Origin of the sequence: Amphritea sp. 1_MG-2023 (assembly GCF_030547545.1) — a bacterium.
Taxonomy (GTDB): Bacteria; Pseudomonadota; Gammaproteobacteria; order Pseudomonadales; family Balneatricaceae; genus Amphritea.
The window spans coordinates 1-23,378 of the sequence record NZ_JAUOQE010000027.1 but is presented as its reverse complement, the minus strand read 5'-3'; the positions used below and the strand labels follow the sequence as shown (position 1 = coordinate 23,378).

20 protein-coding genes are annotated in these 23,378 nt (G+C 48.8%); 8 read left to right on the top strand and 12 right to left on the bottom strand.

The window, feature by feature from the left end; genetic code table 11:
• Positions 1–91: 91 nt before the first annotated feature.
• Positions 92–1,069 (bottom strand): ornithine cyclodeaminase family protein, encoded by a 978-nt coding sequence (locus tag Q4488_RS13895; RefSeq protein ID WP_303581081.1) that lies wholly within the window; start codon positions 1,067–1,069, stop codon positions 92–94.
• Positions 1,070–1,195: 126 nt separating this feature from the next.
• Here Q4488_RS13895 and Q4488_RS13890 point away from each other — a divergent pair, with 126 nt between their 5' ends.
• Positions 1,196–1,993, top strand: coding sequence for an AraC family transcriptional regulator (locus Q4488_RS13890; protein WP_303581080.1), 798 nt, complete (start codon positions 1,196–1,198; stop codon positions 1,991–1,993).
• A gap of 39 nt (positions 1,994–2,032) precedes the next feature.
• Here Q4488_RS13890 and Q4488_RS13885 read toward each other — a convergent pair whose 3' ends face one another.
• Both Q4488_RS13885 and Q4488_RS13880 read right to left on the bottom strand, forming a co-directional pair.
• Positions 2,033–2,878 carry a hypothetical protein gene (locus Q4488_RS13885; RefSeq protein WP_303581079.1) on the bottom strand — a complete coding sequence of 282 codons (846 nt, stop codon included), beginning with the start codon at positions 2,876–2,878 and terminating at the stop codon, positions 2,033–2,035.
• A gap of 6 nt (positions 2,879–2,884) precedes the next feature.
• Positions 2,885–3,526: a cupin domain-containing protein gene (locus tag Q4488_RS13880; RefSeq protein ID WP_303581078.1), complete on the bottom strand. Its 642-nt coding sequence runs from the start codon at positions 3,524–3,526 to the stop codon at positions 2,885–2,887.
• A 277-nt stretch (positions 3,527–3,803) separates the two neighbouring features.
• On the opposite strand from Q4488_RS13880, the gene Q4488_RS13875 reads away from it, so the two are divergent.
• The 3 genes from Q4488_RS13875 to Q4488_RS13865 all read left to right on the top strand — a co-directional run bounded on the left by Q4488_RS13875 (position 3,804) and on the right by Q4488_RS13865 (position 6,777).
• Positions 3,804–5,396: an HD domain-containing phosphohydrolase gene (locus tag Q4488_RS13875; RefSeq protein ID WP_303581077.1), complete on the top strand. Its 1,593-nt coding sequence runs from the start codon at positions 3,804–3,806 to the stop codon at positions 5,394–5,396.
• A gap of 219 nt (positions 5,397–5,615) precedes the next feature.
• Positions 5,616–6,377: a 3',5'-cyclic-nucleotide phosphodiesterase gene (locus Q4488_RS13870; RefSeq protein WP_303581076.1), complete on the top strand. Its 762-nt coding sequence runs from the start codon at positions 5,616–5,618 to the stop codon at positions 6,375–6,377.
• Positions 6,378–6,573: 196 nt separating this feature from the next.
• A complete protein-coding gene (locus Q4488_RS13865; protein WP_303581075.1) occupies positions 6,574–6,777 on the top strand; it encodes a DUF1289 domain-containing protein in 204 nt (67 codons plus the stop codon).
• Here Q4488_RS13865 and Q4488_RS13860 read toward each other — a convergent pair.
• From Q4488_RS13860 to Q4488_RS13850, 3 genes are all read right to left on the bottom strand, one after another.
• A complete protein-coding gene (locus Q4488_RS13860; RefSeq protein ID WP_303581074.1) occupies positions 6,766–8,706 on the bottom strand; it encodes an ATP-dependent DNA helicase RecQ in 1,941 nt (646 codons plus the stop codon). The genes Q4488_RS13865 and Q4488_RS13860 overlap by 12 nt on opposite strands.
• Positions 8,707–9,047: 341 nt before the next feature.
• Positions 9,048–10,400, bottom strand: a complete 1,353-nt coding sequence (locus Q4488_RS13855; protein ID WP_303581073.1) for an aminotransferase — start codon at positions 10,398–10,400, stop codon at positions 9,048–9,050.
• A 23-nt stretch (positions 10,401–10,423) separates the two neighbouring features.
• Positions 10,424–11,887 carry an NAD-dependent succinate-semialdehyde dehydrogenase gene (locus Q4488_RS13850; RefSeq protein WP_303581072.1) on the bottom strand — a complete coding sequence of 488 codons (1,464 nt, stop codon included), beginning with the start codon at positions 11,885–11,887 and terminating at the stop codon, positions 10,424–10,426.
• Positions 11,888–12,035: 148 nt separating this feature from the next.
• Between Q4488_RS13850 and Q4488_RS13845 the strand changes: the two genes are divergently transcribed.
• Positions 12,036–12,959 (top strand): LysR family transcriptional regulator, encoded by a 924-nt coding sequence (locus tag Q4488_RS13845; protein ID WP_303581071.1) that lies wholly within the window; start codon positions 12,036–12,038, stop codon positions 12,957–12,959.
• On the opposite strand, the gene Q4488_RS13840 is transcribed toward Q4488_RS13845, so the two are convergent.
• From Q4488_RS13840 to Q4488_RS13825, 4 genes are read right to left on the bottom strand one after another with little or no spacing between them, the layout of a single operon-like run.
• Entirely contained in the window at positions 12,948–13,388 is a 441-nt protein-coding gene (locus Q4488_RS13840) for a universal stress protein (protein WP_303581070.1), read from the bottom strand. The two genes, Q4488_RS13845 and Q4488_RS13840, sit on opposite strands and share 12 nt — an antisense overlap.
• Before the next feature lie 10 nt (positions 13,389–13,398).
• Positions 13,399–14,721 (bottom strand): TRAP transporter large permease subunit, encoded by a 1,323-nt coding sequence (locus Q4488_RS13835; RefSeq protein WP_303581116.1) that lies wholly within the window; start codon positions 14,719–14,721, stop codon positions 13,399–13,401.
• Complete coding sequence (locus Q4488_RS13830; RefSeq protein WP_303581069.1) at positions 14,711–15,250, bottom strand: TRAP transporter small permease subunit; 540 nt, start codon at positions 15,248–15,250, stop codon at positions 14,711–14,713. Before Q4488_RS13830 ends, Q4488_RS13835 begins: the two co-directional genes overlap by 11 nt.
• Before the next feature lie 59 nt (positions 15,251–15,309).
• Complete coding sequence (locus Q4488_RS13825; RefSeq protein ID WP_303581068.1) at positions 15,310–16,326, bottom strand: TRAP transporter substrate-binding protein; 1,017 nt, start codon at positions 16,324–16,326, stop codon at positions 15,310–15,312.
• A gap of 217 nt (positions 16,327–16,543) precedes the next feature.
• Here Q4488_RS13825 and Q4488_RS13820 point away from each other — a divergent pair, with 217 nt between their 5' ends.
• The 3 genes from Q4488_RS13820 (at position 16,544) to Q4488_RS13810 (ending at position 20,734) form a co-directional block, all read left to right on the top strand.
• The gene (locus Q4488_RS13820; RefSeq protein ID WP_303581067.1) at positions 16,544–17,482 is read left to right on the top strand and encodes a LysR family transcriptional regulator; all 939 of its coding nucleotides are present in this window, start codon (positions 16,544–16,546) and stop codon (positions 17,480–17,482) included.
• 272 nt (positions 17,483–17,754) lie between these two features.
• Positions 17,755–19,038: an FAD-binding oxidoreductase gene (locus Q4488_RS13815; protein ID WP_303581066.1), complete on the top strand. Its 1,284-nt coding sequence runs from the start codon at positions 17,755–17,757 to the stop codon at positions 19,036–19,038.
• 178 nt (positions 19,039–19,216) lie between these two features.
• Positions 19,217–20,734 (top strand): Na+/H+ antiporter NhaC family protein, encoded by a 1,518-nt coding sequence (locus Q4488_RS13810; RefSeq protein ID WP_303581065.1) that lies wholly within the window; start codon positions 19,217–19,219, stop codon positions 20,732–20,734.
• Between the two features lie 1,122 nt (positions 20,735–21,856).
• Here Q4488_RS13810 and Q4488_RS13805 read toward each other — a convergent pair.
• Together Q4488_RS13805 and Q4488_RS13800 are read right to left on the bottom strand one after the other, a co-directional pair.
• Positions 21,857–22,186, bottom strand: coding sequence for a hypothetical protein (locus tag Q4488_RS13805; RefSeq protein ID WP_303581064.1), 330 nt, complete (start codon positions 22,184–22,186; stop codon positions 21,857–21,859).
• Between the two features lie 34 nt (positions 22,187–22,220).
• On the bottom strand, positions 22,221–23,201 hold the full coding sequence (locus Q4488_RS13800; protein ID WP_303581063.1) for a DNA ligase: 981 nt from the start codon (positions 23,199–23,201) through the stop codon (positions 22,221–22,223).
• Positions 23,202–23,378 lie beyond the last annotated feature (177 nt).

The window sequence follows — 23,378 nt, the reverse complement described above, 5'->3', positions numbered from 1 at the left end:
AATAGATGATCCCCGCAACGGCCTCATGCCATAACGATCACTCACTCAACATCAATACAGTCATCGATCTCATCACTCAGCGATTGACAGCTTAACCATCCACTTCTGATTGAACTCCGCCACATTGTTGATAAGCGAGTACTGCCGCGGCGAGATCTTCCCTCGAATCACCGACAGATTTGAACAGCGTAATAACGTTGAGTGAGTCATTTAGATCGGCTCGGCCCCGATGATGGCCCCGACATAACTCGCTAAAGTCGGCTTGAATAGTCGACTCTGTAATCGCGCCCTCGCGGATAGGAATAATCAGATCGCCGGTTTCACTCAGCGCACCGGCACGCACATCGACAAACACCTGACACCGCTGCAACGCGGTATTATTGGTTTCGCGCATGGTCGGCGTAAAACTACCGACTAAATCAAGATGCGCCCCTGGTTTTAACCACTCCCCGAGCACTAATGGCTCCGTGGACAGGGTGGCACAGCTAATAATATCGGCCTGACGTGCGGCGACTTCTAATTCAGTCACTGGACACAATTGCGCATCGATACCTTGCGATAGCAGTTCATCCACGAGTGCTTTAGCCGCAGACTCATGGCGATTCCAAACACGCACCGTGGTGATAGGGCGCACACTCATATGTGCTGATATCAAGTAACGAGCCATTCGCCCCGCCCCCACCATCAACAACGTTGAGGCATCATCACGAGAGAGAAAAGCGGATGCCATCGCCGAGGCTGCCGCCGTGCGTAGCGCCGTGAGTTCGTTCGCATCTAACTGCGCCAACGGCTGACCGGTCTTACCCGAAGACAGCATATAGTGACTATTAAGCCCCGGTAGACCGCGACTATTATTGCCCGGGAACACATTCACTAACTTCACCCCAAGGTATTCCCCTTCTAACCAAGCGGGCATCAATAACAAGGTGGCCTGCGGCTCGTTGGGTACATTAATACCATGGTGATGACGTACGGGTGCACAGACCTCTTTGGTAAAAATATCCTTCAAGGCGGCAATCAAACGATCCCAAGGCAGTGCTTGACGAATTTCAGTTGCATTCAATTGCATTTCAGCTTCTCTTATCACGGGGTTTTAAGTTATGTTAACCGTTAATCACTCTGAAAACTTGACCCACACTCGTCTTTTTTTGACTCAGACTCTGGAACAGCGCGAATTAACTCGGACAGTTCATCGATGAAACACAGCCTCGCACGTCGTAATCTTATTGCTCGCCAACAAGGTGAACATCGCCACGACTTCGCGCAAATACTGATTGGCTTTAAGGGTAAAATGGAGTGCGCCTTCAGCCATGAAACCGGTCAAATAGCCGCAGGTATATTGGCGGTTGCCCCGGATAGCGAAGCCCATCTATTCAGCGGTTTAAACGATGATAGCGAGTTACTGGTGATTGATTTGGCGGCCGCCGATCCCTTCCTTCAAGCCTTAGAGCAGAGCTGTAATCTGTCATTTAAGGAGACCATTTTAAATCGTCCGGAATTTATCAGTCTCTCGCCAGAGATGCTGCCTATGCTGGACTTTGCCGCACATCAACTGACACAAGGTAAGCAAGCGATTAACGCGCAACGCCAATATCAAATCAATTGTCAGTTGATCTCGCTGTTTATAACCCAGTTATGTCAGCAATATTCACGCTCGACGCCTACGCATGATCAACCCCAGCGACTCAATCGTCAGCAGCTAAATCACTATATTGATCAGCATTTTGCCACGCCACCCAATAATCGTAGGTTGGCACACGCCCTTCACCTAAGTGAAAGTCATTTATACGCGCTGTGTCAGCGAGAGCTGGGCCAAACACCGCAACAGTATATCCTCTCACGACGCCTGTACCGTGCCCGATGGTTATTACAAAACACAGATATTTCACAAACGCTGCTCGCCGATGAGCTGGGTTTCGCTGATGCATCGAGCTTGTCGCGCGCATTTAAACGCTTCTTTCAGATCACCCCAGGGCAAGCCCGTAAACGATAGCGCTAAGTCTTAAACCGCAGGTCACCGCCACCCAATGAATCACCTGTGAGCCAACAGTTCACCAACCCAAGCGATACTCTCAGGGTAGTCATCCGCTAACAGCACAAATTCTTGTCCCCGAGCCACGGCTTTCAATAAACAATGTGATGCATTCAGTTGCCAACGTTCCGGCTTAGTATGATAACTGAGCGGTGATCGCTGATGAGGATAGAACCATCGCGGTAATTGCCATAGACTAGCTTGCTCTGACGCGGCGTGCGTTAGCTGCAAGCGAGCATCAAAGCGCTCAAAAGATCCACTTCCGGCCACCGATTCCATCCCCGGAAGCGACAAATAATCCCTCGCAAGATACAGCGTATTCGCACTATCCGCCGCCCCCTGCCGATGAGGATGATAATTTAACCAGGCATAATCACTGCCCTTCAGGTTATCTACTTTCAATACCCTATCGATCTGCAACCAGCCCCAAATGATATGCCGCGCTTGACTTCCCAGCACAAAGCGCCAGCGTCGCTGATCTATTTCAGCCTCACGGAAGAGACCAAAAAACAGGAACAGATCACCAGCCATCACGCCTTGTTTACGCAGATGCCCTTGCGCCGATCCCGTTTGCCCCAATACCGGCCGCCAACCAGGTAAACGTTGCAGATGTTTTGCCTGTAAATCAGGATCAAGGTGCGCGCCCTGTCCGCCTTTCACTTTAGCCCGACTGAGCTGATGCACCAATCGACCCGCGTTAACGCCGTCTAACTGTAAATCTCGATAACGAATTTTCGAGCCTTTATCAGGGATCGGTAACGATAATAAGCGTCCATCGGGTAAAATTGGGCTAGGGCAACCACCCGAAGAGGAATCAAACCCTTTACGACTGAGAATAATTCGCATAGAGACTCAAAAGTGATTTAACTTAGCCCAGATCAACGTATCTCGACCGAGCTGATACAGGCTGTTCCCCCGCAGACGACGTAACCAAACACCTTCACTGAAACACTGCTCATTCTCCTTGAGTTCGCCCTGAATAATATAGATCTCCAAACCCTGATGAGCATCACTCAAATCAATATTAACGTGCTCTCGACTACGCCACATACACACCTGCTCATCTCGGTGCCGATGAAGCTCGAGTTGATCGAGTGACTCGTTCACCGAAGACCACGGCGCAGTATGCGTCTGAATCAGCCGATGCGCCTTATCATCGGCTTGAAACTGCGCTAACTTCACCAATATCATGCACCCCTCAACACTGAAAGGGGCATGACTGAAGCCTTCAGGATTGCGAAAATAAGTACCTGTCGGATAATCACCTCGCTGATCAGAAAAAACACCCTGTAAAACCAAAATCTCCTCGCCTTTAGGATGCTCATGAGGTGAGAATGCGGCACCAGGCGCATAACGTACAATACTGGTGGCATGCCCCTGTTCAGCCAACTCCCGAGCCAAAGGCTTGCGCCAAACGCCCGCTTTAGGACTAGCAACCCAGCCTTGCTGACGGGTATCTATCGTGACGGATTGAGTGAAATCCATATTCAGCATAAAAAGGCTCCGCAACTTAAATGATTAAACAAGCGACTATGGAAGGTGCGAATAAGTCCGTTATGTTCTCTGCGGACATTGATTTATTCGCACCTTCTCTAACCGTCCATCGCACCGACGATCGCATAAAACGCCACCATTTATCTCATGTGATCATAAAATTTTATCTTTAAAGCATTCTCTGACGCAAATTGATGACATTCTACTGCGTTAATATTGACAGCTGAATCGCGCAACGTCACATTGTCGATTATCCACTAACGACTCGGTTCGACTCATGCACCAACTCGATACTCATGACATTATCAGACAGCTTGCAGATCTGACCAGCGCATTGACTACGGAAAAAGATCATATTCAACTGCTAGATCGCATCATCCTTGGCTGTATGTTTCTGACCAATGCGGATGGCGGCACCCTATATACAGTCGATGACGAAAATGATAATCAACTACTCTTCACCATTGTGCATAATCGTTCACTCGGCATCCATAGCAAGCCTCGGGATATGCCTACCGTCGAAATTTATAATGCACAAAAACAAGCCTCTAAACTGGTCGTCGCTCAAACATTCATTCAACAAGAGACCATCAATATCGCGGATGCCTATCAGTCTGACACCTATGACTTTTCAGGCACGCGTCGATTTGATAAACAGCTTAATTATCGCTCGAAATCATTTCTGTGCGTCCCATTGATGGATCACGAAGGTGAAATCATTGGCGTTCTCCAACTGATTAATGCTCTCGATCATAACCATCAAGTGATAACCTTTCCCGATGATCAGCAACACTTAGTCGAATCGCTCGCCGCACTAGCAGCAACCGTGCTAACCAAACGTCGCCTGATTGATGCTCAGAAACACCTCTTTGAATCCTTTATTCAACTGATAGGCCGAGCTATCGACTATAAGTCACCGGTAACGGGCAAACACTGTGAGCAAGTGCCTGAAATTGCGATGTTGCTAGCCGATGCAGTCAACAACAGTACGTCCAACCGGTATGCACAGGTTCAGTTTAATGAACAAGAAATGTATGAACTTCGCATTGCCGCTTGGCTACATGATTGCGGCAAGATAACCTCGCCCGAATACATCATCGATAAAGCAACCAAGCTACAGACCCTGTTCGATCGTATCGAGTTACTCGAGTCGCGTTTTCGAGAATACCAACTGCAACTGCAACTCGATCATCTGAGAAGCGTGGCGAGCCTATCAGCGACAGACGCTCAGTTAGCCGAACAGCAATTACAGCGAGACTGCGCAAAACTGGATGACGATATTGCCTTTCTACGGCAAAGTAACACCGGTTCCGAGTTTATGGCTGACAGCGATGTTGCGCGCATTCAACAGATCGCAGCCATCTCTTGGATAGACAATCATGGCAACACCCGTTATCTACTGACGGCAGACGAAACCGAGAATCTATGTATTCGAAAAGGCACACTGCTAACGAGTGAAATTCAAGTGATGCGCGATCATATTAAGGTCACTATCGATATGTTGGAATCCCTCAGCTATCCGAAACACTTAGCTCAGGTACCTGAGATCGCCTGCAACCATCATGAACACCTCAATGGCAGCGGCTACCCCAGAGGCCTGACAGAGGAGCACATATCCTTACGCGCTAGAATCATGTGTATTGCGGATGTTTTTGAAGCCCTCACATCGCCAGACCGACCCTATAAAAAAGGTATGTTACTTTCTCAAGCGATGAATATTATTGGCCGAATGGTTACTGATAACCACCTGGATGCCGGTTTATTTAACGTCTTTGTTGAAAGCGGAGCGTATATCGAATATGCCAAGCGTCATATGACGCCTCGACAAATTGATCATGTTGATTTATCAACCCTACCGGGGCTGCTATAGCCTCCATGATAAGCGTTAACATCGACTCATCGTGTCCATGGATAACCGCTGACTGGCAAGCCGAATGTCACTCAATGAAGATGCTTAGATTGGCGCAAAGCCGCAATGTTAATCAATACAATCACCACTTCACGCTGTAAGCGAAGCGCTCCTGTGTGGTATAAACCTGTGATGAACGCTAAAAACCATAGCGATGCTGCAGCTTAAACGGAGATATCAGTGAAAATCGAAATTTTGGGGTGCAGTGGCGGTATCGGTCAAGGTTTGAAAACCACCACGATGTTGATCGAAGAGACGCTACTTTTAGATGCCGGTAGCGGCGTAGAATTATTGACCATGGAACGGTTATTGAATATTCGTGACGTGATCATCACTCATGCTCATCTCGATCATATTATCGGCTTACCGCTGATGCTGGCAACAATCTTTGAGCAGCATCGTAATCCGATCCATGTTTATGCTCTACCCGAGGTCATTAGCGCCCTACAAACGCATATTTTTAATTGGACCATCTGGCCCGATTACACCGTGTTACCCGAAGAAAACCCGATTATCCGACTGCATTCCATTCAGGTGGGTGATACTTTTAACATTCAAAATAAAACGATTACCGTTATCCCTGCAGAACACCCAACACCGACCGCAGGCTATCTAATTCAAGCAGACGCTAATAGCCTGTTATTTACCGGTGATAGTGGCCTCAATGAGAGGCTAGTCCCGCTGCTAAACACACATCAACCAAACTTACTGATTATTGATGTCTCGTTCAGTGATGAATCGATCGCACTCGCGCAATTAAGCGGCCATCTCACCCCATCCATGCTCGTAGAGCAGTTACAATCTCTTAACTACAACCCCTTAATCGCGATCACTCACCTCAAGCCCGGCATCGAAGAGCGAATTATGCAGCAGTGTCTTCAGTTACTACCGCAGCAGCGGGTGCAGCGCTTAGAGCAAGGCGCCGTCATCACCCTACCTTAAGCGGCACAGCTGATCTCCGTCGCTTACCGACACTCGCTCACGCCTAATGGCATCACACATAAGCGGTAGCGTTGTTTGTACCCATATTGCTCTCAAAAGAAACTTGCTTACTCAGCCAATAGGGTCTCTACTTAATTCAAGCTTGATATCATTGACGCTAACTCAAACACCATCAACCGGCTCTCAGGTGAAAAAAATGAAAACACCGGTCAATCCGCCGTTCAGAGCATTAAGCGTCAGCAGTCAAACGCCCTGTATTCGTAATTGCTGCCTAGATAAACAAAATACCTGTCTCGGCTGCTTTAGAACACTCGAGGAGATTTTAGCTTGGCACGGTGCCAATAACGTTGAAAAAGCCGCTATCTTGAAGCGCTGTCAGCAGCGCCGTCTAAGCCAATAACGCGGCTATTTTATCCCGTATATCGGCATATCGCATCGCCTCGCAACAACCAAAACCCTGCAACTGACGCACTTTATGTCGGGTGAATAAGGGGACACTGATACCCGCCAGAAAACGACATTGAGTATCCACGCTAAGCGGCACAGTCAAATGCTGACGTAACGCCGCTAAATCGCGGATAAGCTGCTCATCGGTAGGCCAACAGGGAGATGCTGAGTACTCAAGCGTTACCGATTGTCCTCGGCAAGCGGAACAATGCCCACAGTGCTCGGCACTTTGATGATCATCAAAATAGCGCGCTAAATGATGACTCAGGCAATCTTTCAACTCGAAAAATTTAACCAAGGCGGCAATTCGAGCAATCTCTTTATGCTCTTTATCTAAAAAGTAATCATATAATTGCTGTGCTAGTGTCGCATCGTCCAAGCGCGATTGATTGACCTGATACACATCGGTTAGCTTTTTGGTTTCTAACTCGATCAAGCCCTGCGCTTGCAGATAATCTAACGCCGCCACAATGCGTTGCCGATCACATCGGTAGCGTTGCAGTAGCGTCTCGAACGCTAAGGTGCCCCACACCCGCTTAAACGCTGTATTGGCAAAAACGGCGGCCAAAAAGTCTTGTCGTTCCCCCTCAAAGCGCTCAAGAATCTGCTCCTTGGGCTGTAACAGCTTATATTTAAAATCGGCAAAGTAAGCATAGAGAGGCTGTATTACACCGCGTAGCTCTAGCTGTACCAGCAATGTTTTCAGCGGCAGTTGACGAATATTACTCGCCGTTGATAACGCGTTAAGCTGTAGCTCCCACTGCCCGTTTTGACACTCGCGACGAATATTATTCAATAAAAATTCAATGCCACTCAACTCGGGAGTATCACCATAGACAAAATTTTCGACAGTATTCAGGCCATCTAAATTAGCCAATGTAATACAGTTAGATGGCAGCCCATCGCGACCCGCACGGCCAATTTCTTGACTATAGTTTTCGATCGACTTGGGCAGATCATAATGAATAACGAAGCGTATATTACTTTTATCAATACCCATACCGAAGGCGATTGTCGCCACCACTACTTCGATATGCCCAGCCATAAAATCCGCTTGAATCTGTTGTCGTTTCAGATCATCGAAGCCGGCATGATAAGCCGAGGCGTTAATACCTTGTTGCAGCAAAAACGCAGCCACCTGTTCGGCACGCTGCTGCAGTGTCACATAGACAATACCCGCCCCCTGCTGCGACTTGATCACCTCCAGCAGGCGAGCATTTTTTTCCCTGCTTGGCACCGCCAAAACGCTGAGATCCAAATTAGCGCGATAAAAGCCGGTCTGCACAATATGCTCTTCCGCTATCGCAAACTTGCTGGCCATATCCCGCTTCACCTGTTGCGTCGCGGTGGCGGTTAATAGCAATACCAATGGAATATTTAGAGCTTCACGATAGGCTGGCAGCTTGAGGTAATCGGGACGAAAGTTATGTCCCCATTCAGAAATACAGTGTGCCTCATCGATCACCAGCATCGATACGGGTATCGATTGAATAAACTGACGAAAGCGTTCATTTTTAAATCGCTCAACCGACACCATTAACACCTTGATACTGCCATGACGTATATCATTCATCACCTGACGACTTTGTGCCGCGCTCAGGGTTGAATCGATACTGGCGGCGGGAATCCCTTTTTCTGCCAGAAACGCTAACTGATCTTTCATCAACGCCAAGAGCGGTGACACCACCAGCGTTAAATGCGGCAAACAGAGCGCCGTTAATTGATAACACAGTGATTTACCCGAGCCGGTGGGAAAAATAGCCAGTGATGACGTCCCCTGCAATAACTGCCGAATCGTTTGCTCTTGTCCTGGCCTAAAGCCCTCAAAACCAAAGGATTGGCGTAACTGTTGCGACAACGTATCGGGAAGTGGTGCTGACATAAATCCGTTCCTATTAAACCGATCAAAGTAAGGGGCCAAAGATAAGGGTCAGAGTATACCCTTAATCAGGCGAGCTAAAGCCAACGTCGATAAACGCTTGATTCCACTGCCGCAGAAATATGGATAAGTACGAGGAAAACCCTATAAAAAAGGGAGGTCATACGAATATGACCTCCCAACAAGATGATCCCGAAGGATCTGTGCTCAAAAGAGGCTGGCCTAGAGGAACCTGCCACATAGAACGGTACCGCTAAGCCAAGGCTTCACAACAAACCTCAACACCGAGGTTCAGCGGTAAAAAATCGGACTGACCCGTTCCCAATCAGCCCGATGGATATCAATTAAGCGGCGATTAAACCCTTACGCGTGACGAAGTCCAGTGTTTCACTCAACGCAAGCGAGAGCTTATCGATCATCTCATCGATTTGTGCCACGGTCATAATCAACGGTGGACAGAACGCCAACGAATTACCGGCCACGGCACGAATAATCATACCGTGATTCTGACATGACTGAATTGCAAAAGCGCCGACTTCACCGCCTTCAAAGGCCGCCCCTGTCGCCTTATTCGCCACCAACTCAATGGCACCAATCATGCCAGCGCCACGCACTTCACCCACCAACGGATGATCACGGAACTCATTCAGACGTTGCTGCATGTATTCACCGATCGTCGCCGCATGACCGAAGATGTTATCCCGCTGGTAAATTTCCAGGGTTTTCAGCGCCACAGCCGCAGCGACCGGATGACCGGAATAAGTAAAGCCATGACCAAACACACCCACCTGAGTCGTCGGTTCAATCATCGCTTCATACATATCGCCGCGGATAGCCGATGCACTGATTGGCATATAAGCAGAAGAAAGTTGCTTCGCCAGAGTCATCATCGCAGGCTTTTCAATGCCCATGGTTGTGCAACCAAAGTCATTACCGGTACGGCCAAAGCCAGTGATCACTTCATCGGCCCAGAACAGAATATCGTACTTATTCAGTACCGCCTGAACTTTTTGGTAATAACCTTGTGGCGGCACAATCACCCCACTGGCACCGGTAATCGGTTCGGCGATAAAGGCCGCAATGGTATCCGCACCCTCTTTAAGGATCAGCTGTTCGAGGTTATTAACAATACGATCAACGAACTGTTCTTCCGACTCGCCCGGTAACGCACCGCGATAGTAATGAGGTGCATCGGTGCGTAAAATACCTAACGCTTCAAACGGCAGATCGAAATGCGTATGGTTGGCATGCAGGCCGGTCAAACAAGCCGAGGCAACTGTGACACCGTGATAAGAACGTTCACGCGCGATAATCTTGAATTTTTCGGGCTTACCGATCGCATTAAAGTAATAACGCAGCATCTTCACTTGGCTATCGTTGGCATCACTACCGGAGTTACCGAAGAACACTTTCGCATTTTCAACCGGCAACATGGCGGTCAGTTTATCCGCTAAATCCATCGCCACCTGATGTGTCTTACCGCCAAACATATGTGAGTATGACAGCTTACCCATCTGTTCTGCCGCTGTATCGATCAGCTCACGGTTGTTATAACCAAGCGAAGTACACCACAGCCCCGCTAGGCCTTCGATATACTGTTTACCTTGATTATCATAAACATACACACCATCACCCCGTTCCATCGTCAGGGTTTCAGTTGCCTTAAAGTTAGTTGTTGGATAGATAATATTACTCATAACGCCTCTCCATTATTTACAGCTCAACGCTGTAATGCGCCAAAACAGATGTATTTTGTTTCTAGATAATCATCCAGACCATATTTAGACCCTTCACGGCCCTGACCCGATTCTTTAACCCCACCGAACGGAATTACTTCAGAACTAATCGCCGTTTCATTCACGCCGACCATGCCATAATCGATCGCTTCCGATACGCGCCAGCTGCGTCCCATACTTTCGGTATAGATATAGGCAGCCAAACCAAACTCAGTATCATTAGCCATCCGCACCGCATCGGCTTCCGTACTAAATTTAAATACCGGTGCCACTGGCCCAAAGATCTCTTCACGGAAAACCCGCATAGTATCGGTGACATCGGTCAACACGGTCGGCTGATAGAAGCACGCGCCCTGCTCACCGGGTTGTCCACCGATCACCACGGTCGCCCCTTCTGCAACCGCATTTTCAACCTTCGAATGAATCTCTTTAGCCGCCTTCTCGGTAATGACGGGGCCATGCGTCGTCTCTGCCGCAAAACCATTACCAATACGAAACTCACTAACCGCGGCGCTAAATTTTTCCACGAACGCATCATAGATGCCTTCCTGCACTAACAAACGATTGGCACAGATACAGGTTTGACCAGAATTACGGTATTTAGCCGTTAACGCACCAGCCACGGCGATATCTAGATCGGCGTCATCAAAAATAATGACCGGAGCGTTACCGCCAAGCTCCATGGATGTTCGTTTAACGCTATCCGCACATTGCTTCATCAACAGCTTGCCAACCGGTGTCGAGCCGGTAAATGTCACCTTCTTAACCGTTGGGTTAGCGGTCATCTCACCACCAATGGCCGGTGCATCACTTCCCGGTAACACACTAAACAAGCCCGTAGGTAGCCCTGCACGATTCGCCAGTTCCACCAGCGCTAGCGCCGATAAAGGTGTTTCAGCCGCAGGCTTTAACACGATGGCACAACCCACGGCGAGAGCCGGGCCCGCTTTACGCGTAATCATCGCATTGGGGAAGTTCCACGGCGTAATGGCGGCAACCACGCCCACCGGCTGTTTAACCACCACACCACGACGGTCTGACGGGGTTGGTATAATATCGCCGTAAACCCGCTTGCCCTCTTCGGCAAACCACTTAACGAACGAGGCACCATACGCGACTTCGCCACGGGATTCGCTCAGCGTCTTGCCCTGCTCAGCGGTCATGATGATCGCTAAATCTTCGCTGTTTTCGATAATCAACTGATGCCATTTTTCCAGCACATCACTACGACTCTTCGCCGGTAGTGTTTTCCATTCCGCCATGGCCCGTTCAGCCGCAGCGATAGCGCGACGGGTTTCAGCGGCCCCCACACTGGCGATATCCGCTAAATGTTCACCCGTCGCCGGATCGGTCACCGCAAATGTTTCACCGTTATCGCCATCGACCCATTGGCCATCAATAAAGGCCTGCGTTTTCAATAACGATGAATCTTTAATCTGTATTGTCATTCCATCTCTCCAACGTGCAGTGACTCGTCCAACTGCGTTATAACTGTATTTATAGATCGTTGAAGCTTTTGCTTATATAATTATTTACAATTATTTATATTTGCAAAAACAAAAGTATCATCACTCAACGATCACCAAGGAGCCCCTGATGGGACGTAGAAAAGTAGCCCTCTCCGGTCAGTTGGCTGATATGGATCTTCGCTTACTGAAAGTATTTAAAGTGGTGGTTGAATGTGGTGGCTTCACACCGGCAGAGATTCAACTCAATCTCGCTAACTCAACCATCTCCAATTACATATCCGATCTAGAAAAACGACTCGATATGCGCCTCTGTGAACGCGGCCGAGCAGGTTTCTCATTAACCGAACAGGGGCAAACCGTCTATAGCGCAACACTGGAACTACTCGGCGCTCTTGATCAGTTCAAAAACACCATTAATCAAAGCCATAATCGCATTCTAGGCGACCTTCATTTAGGCTTTGCCGAACATATGCTCGGCGCGCATAACTCATCGATCCTAAAAGTGCTCGATCGGTTCTCAGTGAAAGCCCCAGATGTCAGAATCCGTATTAGCACGATGAGTTCTGATGATGTGATTTCAGCGCTACTCAATCAGCAAGTCGATATCGGTATCACCGTCACCAATCAGCCCTACCCCGAACTCACCAACATGAAACTGTTTGAAGAGGATATGCGCTTGTATTGTGCGCAGGACCATCCGTTATTCAGCCGTACCGACGAGATCAGTGCCGCAGAATTACGTCAATACCGTTTTGTTGAATCGCCTCGCTTAATGCCCGGTCGAGAGGTTCATCCCGATATGAAGCTATGGCATAAGCAAGCCTGCGCTCACCATCAAGAGGCGCGAGCCACTCTCATTTTGAGTGGCCATTACCTCGGATTTCTGCCTCATCATCTGGTGCAGAACTGGCGTCTTGAAAAGGCCCTGCGTCCCTTACTAACCGAACAGTACGGTTACACCAATACCTTCAGAGCGCTTTGGCGTAAGCGTCACAGCAATCAGCTCATTATTCAGCTATTTACAGACTGTCTTACTGAGTCAGTTAGCTGAATCATCAGCGCGAACAATAAACACCGAACAGGGTGCATGACGTACCACCCGTTCGGCATTTGAGCCAATAAAATAGCGACTGATGCCCGGCTTACTGGCCATCATCACAATCACATCACTCTGCATTTGCGTCGCGGTTTCAAGAATCTCATCATGCGCCGTACCATGACGATAAAGGTTCTTCAGCTGAATATTATCCGCTAAATCAGATAGCAGATTTTCCATCTGCAGCAGTGCTTCGCGACGATGTTGCTCATGCAGATCACGATCAAACTGAGGATCACCCGCCCGATGCACAAAACTCTGATCAACATATAACAAATTAAGCTGAGCCGGATGACCCGCCGCTAAGCGGGTGGCGACCTGCGCCAACTCGCTCACGTGCTCTGTATGTGACAAATCCAGTGGGATAAGAATATTACGATACATGACTAACTCCTTAACCCATCACTAAATTCGGCAACCAGAGCACGATCTCTGGAAACAACATGCAGAGAATCAACACCGTCAGGTTGAGTAAAATAAACGGCGTCACCGATTTATAAATTTCCGACATACCGATACCCGCCGGTGCAATCCCCTTCAAATAGAAGAGGGCAAAACCGTAAGGCGGTGTCTGTACCGCAATCAGGATATTCAAAATCATCAGCACGCCAAACCAAATGGGATCGTAACCGAGCGACACCGCAATCGGCGTAAACAGCGGCGCGCACATCAACACGATAATGAACTCATCAATAATAAAGCCCAGCAATAACATAATTAGCTGAAACATAATGATAATCATAATCGGTGGTAGATCGAGCTGTCCGGTAAAGTCAGCCACCATCCCCTGCACGCCCATCAATAGATGGAAATTACTGAAGACCGATGCACCAAAGATAATCCACATAGCGACACTCACTAATGTCGCGGTTTGAAAGCCTGACTGTAAAAACATTTGTACTTTGAAACGTTTAAACAACATCGCCAGTAGCAACGCGCCGACCACACCGATAGCACCGGATTCCGTCGGCGTTGCGATACCGGTAATAATGCTGCCCAAAACCACCACAATCAGTAGCATCGAAAACAGACCATCGCGGGCCACACGAAACTTTTCTTTGCCTTTCAGCTGAACGATATCGTCGTTATCCATATCCCGAGGCGCACGCGCTGGGAACAACCAACAACTGATAGCCACATACAGCACCATCATGACCACGGTCAGTAAAGCGGGCATCATCGCCCCCAAAAACATCCGACCCACGGAGTTTTGCGTCGACGCGGCAAACATAATCATCGGAATACTCGGTGGAATCAGAATACCCAAACCACCACCCGCCATGATGACACCCAGTGCCAGACGTTGATCATAACCACGTTCGAGCATCGGCCGCAGCGCAATACTGCCCGAGGTCATAATACCGGCACCGATGATTCCCACCATCGCACCGATCATCGAGCAAACGCCAATCACACTGATCGCCAGCGAACCCCGCACTCGGCCGATCAACATCTGACTAAAATTGAACATCGCATCACCGATGCCCGATTTAGTTAACAGTTGCCCCATATAGATATACAGCGGAATCGCGAGGAGGATAAAACTGAAATAGGTGGATTCCAAGGTGGTGGGAATAACATTAAAAATGCCATCGCCCCAGGTCATATAACCCACCGCCATAGCGATACCACCCAGTGCTAAGCCAACCTGAGCACCGAGCGCAAAAAACACTAAAATACATACCAGAAGAACTACGGTTAACAGCTCAATTCCCATCATTCTGCGCCTCAATAAGCATTTGACCGGTCGTAAGAAAATACAGCTCTGCCAACATATCTCTTGCCAGCTGGGCAATAAACAAACCGCTGGCTATCATCATCATGATCCAGAAGTGAAACATTGGCGGAGCCCACTCACTTTGACGACGATAATCAAACTCAATCGCCTCTTCATATTTCCCAAAACTGACTTTCACAATAATGATCAGAAAGAAGATCGCTAATGAGAACGAGATGAGATTAAAGACGCTGCGGGTATGACGAGAAACTTTTAGATAGAGAATATCCACATTGATATGTGCTCGCTGCTGTTGCGCATAAGCACCACCCAATGCAGCCAAATAACCAAACATAAACAACGAGAGATCAAACGCCCAGATGGTTGGTTGCCCCAAGACATAGCGTGAGAACACTTCAAAGGCAACGACCAGCGCCAATACCGGCATGATAAAAGCCGCGGCTCGGCCAGCCTGTCGCACCAGCCAATCAATACAAAGACAAATATTTGTCAGTACTATTTTAAGCATAGAGGTACCTACAACAAAAAGGGGCACCGCCGCACCCCTTTTAGTATTATTGAAACGACTTACTTACTATTGGCTCGCAGGATCTCGATCAACTGCTTGCTGTACTTATCCTGGGCGGCATATTCATCCCATAAGCCGGCACCCGCTTCAGTCCATGCTTGCTGATCGGCTTCGCTAGGCTCGGGGCTCCATTTCAGGCCTTTAGCTTCCATTTCGGTAACCGCTTCCGTTTCCCACTGTTTCGACAAACGCAATTGATCAGCCGCATGTTGCTCGGTTGCTTTACGAACCACCGCTTGCAGATCTTCCGGCAGTTTTTTCCACGCCGAACGGTTCACAACGATCGGCAATACCTGAGCACCCGCCAACGGCAGTTTGTACATGTATTTAGCCACTTCAACGTGGTTACCATCGCGGTGATCGATCATGTTGCTACCGATAGAGCCATCGATAACACCGGTCGCCAGTGATGTATAAATTTCACTCCAAGCCAGCGACACAGGTGAAGCCCCTAAGTTACGCAGGAATTTACCGTAAGCACCCGGCGCACGAATTTTCAGACCTTGGAAATCAGCAACTGAGTTGATAGGCTTTTTAGTGATGACATAAACCGGTGGCTGAATATAAGGTTCCAGCCACACGAGCCCTTGCGAACCGTAAGCTTTGGTCAGCACTTTATCCCAGCCCTTGTCGTGGAACAGTGATTGCAATTCAGCCGGATCATCGGTGCCACCAGGCAGACCGATCTCTACCACACCCGCGGGAAGTTCACCCGCATGCATAGATTGAAACGGAGCGCCCATGGTAATCAAGCCGGATTTAACCGCACTCAGCAAACCACTGGTGCCAACACCTTCACCGGAATAAAGCACCTGAACCTTAATACGTCCTTCAGATTCAGTTTCGATATTTTTCGCTAAGCTTTCGTAAACATCACCAAAAGCCGTACCACGACCATAAAGGTTACTGAAACGCCAGTTATACTCAGCAGCAGACACATCAGCAGCCAAAGTACTCAGGCCTAATGTCACCGCCAGAGCAGAAGTGGATAGTTTTTTCTTAAGGTTTTTTAACATGCTTCATCCAGTGTTTTGTAATAGTGTTCTGAAATAATAATGCAGCGAATTAAACTCTCTGTAGCGCTATGGTTTCACATCATAAGCGTTCGATAAATCATAAATAATCCACTCTTACGTTTGATTTACTTTACGTAAAATGGGGCATTAGGCGTAAAATACCCAACGAATAATGTGCGACCACTCAATCCTGAGTGGAACCAACAAGGTATCAGCAATGACGAAGTATGCACTTGGCCAACTAGGCGATATAGAAATTAAACAACTTAAGATTTTCAAATCGGTAGTCGAATGTGGCGGATTTTCGGCCGCCGAAGCCGAACTGAATATCAGTCGCCCCACCATCAGCAATCATATTGCCGCACTGGAAAAACGCTTAAACATCATCCTATGCAAACGTGGCCGAGCAGGGTTCAGTCTAACATTGGAAGGTAAAGTCGTGTTCGATCAGACCGCTAACCTGTTGCATGACCTTGAGCAATTTCGCAGCACCATCAATAACCTGGGTGAACATCCTGCGGGGAAACTCAGAATCGCCTTAAGCGACACCTTCAGTACCGATCCTCGTTTTAAGCTGCCGGAAATCATCCGTCACTTTTATCATCAAGCCCCCGATGTCGAGCTTCAAATCGAAGTTGAGCATATGAAGGCTATGGAAAAAATGGTGCTCAATAATCAGCTCGATATAGCCATGATCCCCTATCATCGTAAGTTTGAAGGGCTTAACTATATCCACTTATTCACCGATGAAAACTATGTTTACTGCGGTAAAGAACACCCCCTATTTAACCTACCTGAAGCAGATATCACCGAAGCGCTGATCAACCGTTATAAACTCGTCCATGCCGGGCTTAAGCCGCATGAAGAGATCTACCATCAACTATCACAAATGAACCTAGCCGTTGCCTCTTATCACTATGAGTCTCGCATAGCCATGCTGCTATCGGGTTGTTATATCAGCTTCTTACCACAACAGATCGCTCAACCTTATGTCGACCAAGGGCAACTTAAACCGGTGGCTCAGAAGATCAAGCATTTCCGCTTAGGGGTGGCCGTCATTACCAAAAAGTCTTCACATTCCAACCGCGCCAGAGATATGTTTATTAATTCCATTAAGAGCATCCACGCCGGAGCCGAGAAAGTGGCCCCCTACTAATCCTATTAAGAAGATGCGGCTCAAAGCCCATAAAACCCGCCACCAAACAGTGCAACGAATTCATCTAACTAAGGAAGGTGCGAATAAGTCCGTTATGTTCTCTGCGTAATTGACTTATTCGCACCTTCCCTAAGCATCTATCCCCTGATAGGTATAGCCCTGCGGCCCAACAAAAGCTTATCTTAGGCCCACAATGAAAGCCGAGGGCGACACACTCACCTCTCGGCTACTATCATCAATACCCTATTGGGTCCGTAATACAGGGTTTCTCTATGACTGCTCCATCTCATACCACGTCATACTATGCCGCGTCTGCTAACCATAAAGCATTGCGGGCACCTTTAGATAAACACATAAGCGCTGATATCTGCGTCATCGGTGCCGGCTTCACCGGCATGTCATCGGCATTACATCTCGCCGAACAGGGCTTCAAGGTGGTCGTTTTAGAAGCCAGCCGCATCGGTTTTGGTGCTTCAGGCCGAAACGGCGGACAGATCGTTCATAGCTATAGCCGTGATATCGACTTTATTGAAAAGCATTACGGCCATGAAACAGGCCGCGAAATGGGTAAGATGGCCTTCGAAGGCGGACAAATCATCCGTCGGCTTGTCGATCAATATCACATCGACTGTGACTTGAAGGATGGCGGCATCTTTGCCGCGTGTAACAGCAAACAGTTGCGTGAGATGGAAGAAAAGAAAGCCCTTTGGGAAGCCCATGGACACAAACAGTTAGAAATGCTGTCTGCCGAGAGTATCCGTGACCATATCGGTTCAAGCCGATATACCGGTGGTCTCTTGGATAACAGCGGCGGCCACTTCCACCCGCTCAACTTGGTGTTAGGCGAAGCGGCGGCTTTCGAGAGTCTCGGCGGTGTTATTTACGAAGACTCTGCAGTAACCCGAGTACAAGAGGGCGACAAAGCCATTTTAGAAACAGCAAAAGGCTCAGTCACCGCCAATTTTGTCATTGTTGCCGGTAACGCTTATCTGGGTGATTTAATACCTAAGTTAGAACAAAAAGCGATGCCTTGCGGCACTCAAGTCATCACCACTGCACCCCTGAGTGAAGCGCAGCAAAAAGAGCTGCTGCCACAAGATAACTGCGTGGAAGACTGCAACTATCTGCTGGATTATTACCGCCTTTCCGGCGATGGTCGACTCATTTATGGCGGTGGCGTCACCTACGGCGCGCGCGAGCCCGACAAAATCGAATCCTTGATTGTGCCGAATATGCTGAAAACCTTCCCTCAGTTGAAAGGCGTCAAGGTTGATTATGCATGGACCGGTAATTTTCTGCTTACACTGATGCGCTTACCTCAGTTTGGCCGTATTGGTAAAAACATCTACTACGCTCAAGGCTACAGTGGCCATGGCATCACCAGCTCTCACTTGGCAGGCAAAGTATTGTGTGATGCCATTAAGGGTCAAGCAGAACGTTTCGACATTTTCGCCAGTTTACCGCAATATCCCTTCCCCGGTGGCCGAGCACTACGCATTCCCTATACTGCCATGGGTGCTTGGTATTACAACCTGCGTGACAAACTAGGTATCTGATACACGCGCTCGGCACGAGGCTCCCCTCTGCCGAGCCTCATGCCCTAGGCTGACATCACGGCATCAAGCTTTAGCCGTGCAGCCTCAGATATCACTTTTTCTGACCCTTACTGGCTCACAGGATAATCAAGGGTCAGGCTTTAGCACACCAACTGATAACGATAAGAAAAGGTACCCTATGAGTACTGAGATCGCCCCGCGCGAAAGCCTTGATATGAACAGTATCAACACGACCAATGCCTCCAACATCAAGAGCAGTCCACAAAAATGGCTACTCTTTTTTGCCGCCATTATGGCTTTTTTTGTCTACCTGTCGAATCAACATGTTGACGGGGAGGCCTATGGTTTCTACAGCCTACTGCCTGCCATCCTGATTCTCATCGTCGCCATCATCACCAAAAAGCCGCTGGAATCAATTTTTGCCGGTATCATCGCTGGCCTCCTACTACTAGACCCAAGCAACATCATCAGCGGCCTCGGCGACCTTTCAATGGCCGTTGTCATGGATGAAACCATCGCTTGGATTGTGCTGGTGTGTGGCATGATGGGTGGCCTAATTAATATGCTCGAACGAGGCGGTAGCGTACTCAGCTTCGGCGAGATACTGGCAAAACGCATCACCACCAAACGCGCGACCATGCTGACGACTTGCACCCTAGGCATCATGGTATTCATCGATGATTATCTCAATTCGCTGGCGGTGTCCGCCTCCATGAAAAACCTAACCGATCGCTATAAAATCTCCCGTGAAAAACTCGCTTTTCTAGTCGACTCAACGGCAGCACCGGTCTGCATTCTGGTCCCGGTTTCAACCTGGGCGGTTTACTTTGCCGCTCTGCTGGAAGAAAACGGTGCCGTGGCGGACGGCAAAGGGATGTCCTTGTACATCGAATCGATTCCCTATATGGCCTATGGCTGGATCGCGTTGTTAATCGTTTTTCTGGTGGCGATGGGTATTCTCGGGGATTTTGGCGAGATGAAAAAAGCCGAACGGCGCGCTCAGTCGGGTCAGCCCATTCCCGATGGCATACAACAAGATGGCTTCGATACCTCAGCACTGAAGAAAACCCCACCCTGGATCGGCTTACTCAACTTCCTATTACCGATGGCCGTCTTAGTCGCTGCCAGCGTTTATTATGAAATTGATTTGTTACTCGGTGCACTGGTCGCCTCAATGTTCACGATGGTGCTGTATTTCTGGCAACGCCTGTTATCCTTTGCGCAACTAGTTGATGCGATGCTCGATGGCTTTAAGGTGATGCTCCACCCGATTGCCGTCGTGTGTGCCGGCTTCATGGTTAAAGAGATCAATGATCAACTGGGCATGACCCCTTATATCATCGACTCGTTAACCCCCTATTTGTCAAAAGAGATGCTACCAGCATTAGTCTTTGCTTCGATGGCCATGGTCGTCTTTGCTACGGGGTCTAGCTGGGGTGTGTTTGTGGTCTCCCTGCCTATCGTGATCCCCATGGCGATCAGCATGGATATGTCGATGCCGTTAACCGTCGGCGCGCTACTCTCTGCATCCGCTTTTGGTAGTCATGCCTGCTTTTTCAGTGACTCCACGGTACTCTCATCACAGGGCTCGGGTTGTACCCCGATGCAACACGCGCTGACGCAGATTCCCTACGCCCTCATTAGTGCGGCCATTGCCTTTATAGCGTTGATCGCACTGGGATTTCTGTTGGCCTAACCTAGCACATATAGCGTCATATAATGGAGGCTTCGGCCTCCAAGTTAAGTCAGCAGAATCAGGCTACTCAGCGACGTTATTGAGCACTTTCTGCAGACGATCGAAAAAAGCCTCTAACTGTTTTAACGGTTCATGCCCACCACACCCAGCGCAAATGCTAAGGAATAATCTGTAGGCGCCGTGCTGGCATGCCCTTTGGGTGCCTCAGGGCGATGAAGGCGGGTATCCATAACCACAGCTAAGGAATAATCTGTAGGAGCCGTGCCCTCACGGCGATGTATTTGTTTTGCGGTTCAATCGCGACGGGGCGTCGCTCGCTACAAGGCCGAGTGGGTATTCTATCCACACCACCGGTGCGGTGCTAAGGAATAATCTGTAGGCGCCGTGCTGGTATGCCCTTTGGGTACCTCACGGCGATAGATTTGTTTTGCGGTTCAATCGCGACGGGGCGTCGCTCGCTACATAAACAATGCATTTCTAGGCGCCGTGCTGGTATGCCCCTTTGGGTACCTCACGGCGATGTATTTGTTTTGCGGTTCAATCGCGACGGGGCGTCGCTCGCTACAAGGCCGAGTGGGTATCCTATCCACACCACCGGTGCGGTGCTAAAGAATAATCTGTAGGCGCCGTGCTGGCATGCCCTTTGGGTACCTCACGGCGATGTATTTGTTTTGCGGTTCAATCGCGACGGGGCGTCGCTCGCTACAAGGCCGAGTGGGTATTCTATCCACACCATCGGTGCGGTGCTAAGGAATAATCTGTAGGAGCCGTGCTGGCATGCCCTTTGGGTGCCTCACGGCGATAGATTTGTTTTGCGGTTCAATCGCGACGAGGGCGTCGCTCGCTACATAAACAGTGCGTTTGGAGCGCCACTTGGAAAAAGGCGGTTATCCGCTTTTATCGGCAACTAGTTGATCAAGATGGCTAATCTCACGACTCATCTCGCGGGTGATATTGATCAGGAAAATCATAAACATTTCAGGGTATTGTTCACACAGGCGGTGAAAGAGTGCGGTATTTAAACGAAACAATCCAAACCAAACCAAACACTGACAACTCAGCCGAAACCGCTCAGCTTAAGGCGATCTAACACGCCCATAGCGTCAAGCAGATGCTTTTTGCTTAAACCAATTTCAACAGTTGTAACATGCTAACAATGGTGGACTGACCAATCTCTCCCATCAACGAAGGGTTTGCCAAGGCATATACATAGTCTTCTATCGGTTCACACTGAATATCATCACGGCACTCGATAAATAACGCCCACTCTTCAAGATCATCGGCACTGATATCTCCACACAAATACTTCTCCAACACCGTCATCAGGTGCTGTTTGGTTGCCGTGATCGACTGACAGTCTAACGCCCTTCCCTCAGTAGCTAAACAAACAAAAGCCTGCTCTCTGTACGTCCCAAAACTCAGAATCTGATGTAATGATTCAATACTATTCATCGCTCATTCGCATCTCTGTCTTCTAGGCCATTACTTAAGGCTGACGAAGCCGCATAAAACTGGCAAAACGTGGCACACCCTTAGCACTGACACCGGTATATTTGTAGGTCACTATACTACCAATTTTAGGCGGATGCTGCCGTTGTAAATCGCTAAAGCCACTGCCGAGTTTAAAGCGAACCCCCGTTGGTGTTTCAACCAATAAGGCACCGAGCATACCGACATACTTACCCTTCCCCGGTTGATGCCCAATCACCTTAGCTTCGGCATCCTGCCATAATTTCAGTTTCAACAGCTGATGACTGCGCCCCTGATGATAAAGAGCATCCTCGTGATGCAGCATTAGCCCTTCACCACCCTCAGCCACCAGCGTGTCTAACCACGTCATTAACGCGCTATCACTGACGACTCGCCGTTGCTCGATCACCTGAATCCATTGTCGATCCACCTTACCGACGAGATCATGTAATTGCGCTAAACGCTGACTAAAAGTGCCGGGAAACTGTGGCAGATCAAACAGCATAAACTTCACCCGACGCCAGTCATCTAGCGCATCCGGCTGCCCCTCGATGTGGCTACGTCTAACCAATCCAGACAACGCATCAAACTGCCCTCGTGCCATCCACAACTCACCATCCAGTGGTTGCTCGGGCAGCGCCTCGGTAAACCAATCCGGTGCATCAATAGGATAACCTTGCCGCGTCAAAAGTTGCCGACCATCCCAATACCCCCGTACACCATCGAGCTTCTCACTCACCCAATAATGATGGATATCGAGGCCCGCATGATAAACCGTCGCCAACTGTAGTTTAGGTTTGTTGGCCACGCTTTTTTCAGCAACGCTTTTATCCGCCAACCCAAGAGCAGCCAACAATAGACTAATGAGCAGCACCAAGCGCGGAAAAGACCGATAGCTATTGCGATTTAAGCTGATGCCCGAAGACCGTTCGATGCGTGTACGATGGTAATGAAAACTAATAGCTTGGCAGCGCTGGCCAATGAAAGGAAAGTTCATATTGTACGTCCTTGTACTGTGTTTATGGAAAGCTTTTCATAAACTATCAAACGATGCAAATATTGAGTGAGAGATTAGGGAAGGTGCGAATAAGTCAATGACGCCTCTGGCGTACAGAGAAGCTGGAGATCAAGGCAACCGTTACAGGCATACTGGTTGTACGTCGAAAAATGTTAA

Coding starts and splice junctions, on each gene's coding strand:
- Q4488_RS13895 (WP_303581081.1), bottom strand. CDS start 1,069: ATGCAATTGAATGCAACTGAAATTCGTCAAGCACTGCCTTGGGATCGT.
- Q4488_RS13890 (WP_303581080.1), top strand. CDS start 1,196: ATGAAACACAGCCTCGCACGTCGTAATCTTATTGCTCGCCAACAAGGT.
- Q4488_RS13885 (WP_303581079.1), bottom strand. CDS start 2,878: ATGCGAATTATTCTCAGTCGTAAAGGGTTTGATTCCTCTTCGGGTGGT.
- Q4488_RS13880 (WP_303581078.1), bottom strand. CDS start 3,526: ATGCTGAATATGGATTTCACTCAATCCGTCACGATAGATACCCGTCAG.
- Q4488_RS13875 (WP_303581077.1), top strand. CDS start 3,804: ATGCACCAACTCGATACTCATGACATTATCAGACAGCTTGCAGATCTG.
- Q4488_RS13865 (WP_303581075.1), top strand. CDS start 6,574: ATGAAAACACCGGTCAATCCGCCGTTCAGAGCATTAAGCGTCAGCAGT.
- Q4488_RS13860 (WP_303581074.1), bottom strand. CDS start 8,706: ATGTCAGCACCACTTCCCGATACGTTGTCGCAACAGTTACGCCAATCC.
- Q4488_RS13855 (WP_303581073.1), bottom strand. CDS start 10,400: ATGAGTAATATTATCTATCCAACAACTAACTTTAAGGCAACTGAAACC.
- Q4488_RS13850 (WP_303581072.1), bottom strand. CDS start 11,887: ATGACAATACAGATTAAAGATTCATCGTTATTGAAAACGCAGGCCTTT.
- Q4488_RS13845 (WP_303581071.1), top strand. CDS start 12,036: ATGGGACGTAGAAAAGTAGCCCTCTCCGGTCAGTTGGCTGATATGGAT.
- Q4488_RS13840 (WP_303581070.1), bottom strand. CDS start 13,388: ATGTATCGTAATATTCTTATCCCACTGGATTTGTCACATACAGAGCAC.
- Q4488_RS13835 (WP_303581116.1), bottom strand. CDS start 14,721: ATGGGAATTGAGCTGTTAACCGTAGTTCTTCTGGTATGTATTTTAGTG.
- Q4488_RS13830 (WP_303581069.1), bottom strand. CDS start 15,250: ATGCTTAAAATAGTACTGACAAATATTTGTCTTTGTATTGATTGGCTG.
- Q4488_RS13825 (WP_303581068.1), bottom strand. CDS start 16,326: ATGTTAAAAAACCTTAAGAAAAAACTATCCACTTCTGCTCTGGCGGTG.
- Q4488_RS13820 (WP_303581067.1), top strand. CDS start 16,544: ATGACGAAGTATGCACTTGGCCAACTAGGCGATATAGAAATTAAACAA.
- Q4488_RS13815 (WP_303581066.1), top strand. CDS start 17,755: ATGACTGCTCCATCTCATACCACGTCATACTATGCCGCGTCTGCTAAC.
- Q4488_RS13810 (WP_303581065.1), top strand. CDS start 19,217: ATGAGTACTGAGATCGCCCCGCGCGAAAGCCTTGATATGAACAGTATC.
- Q4488_RS13805 (WP_303581064.1), bottom strand. CDS start 22,186: ATGAATAGTATTGAATCATTACATCAGATTCTGAGTTTTGGGACGTAC.
- Q4488_RS13800 (WP_303581063.1), bottom strand. CDS start 23,201: ATGAACTTTCCTTTCATTGGCCAGCGCTGCCAAGCTATTAGTTTTCAT.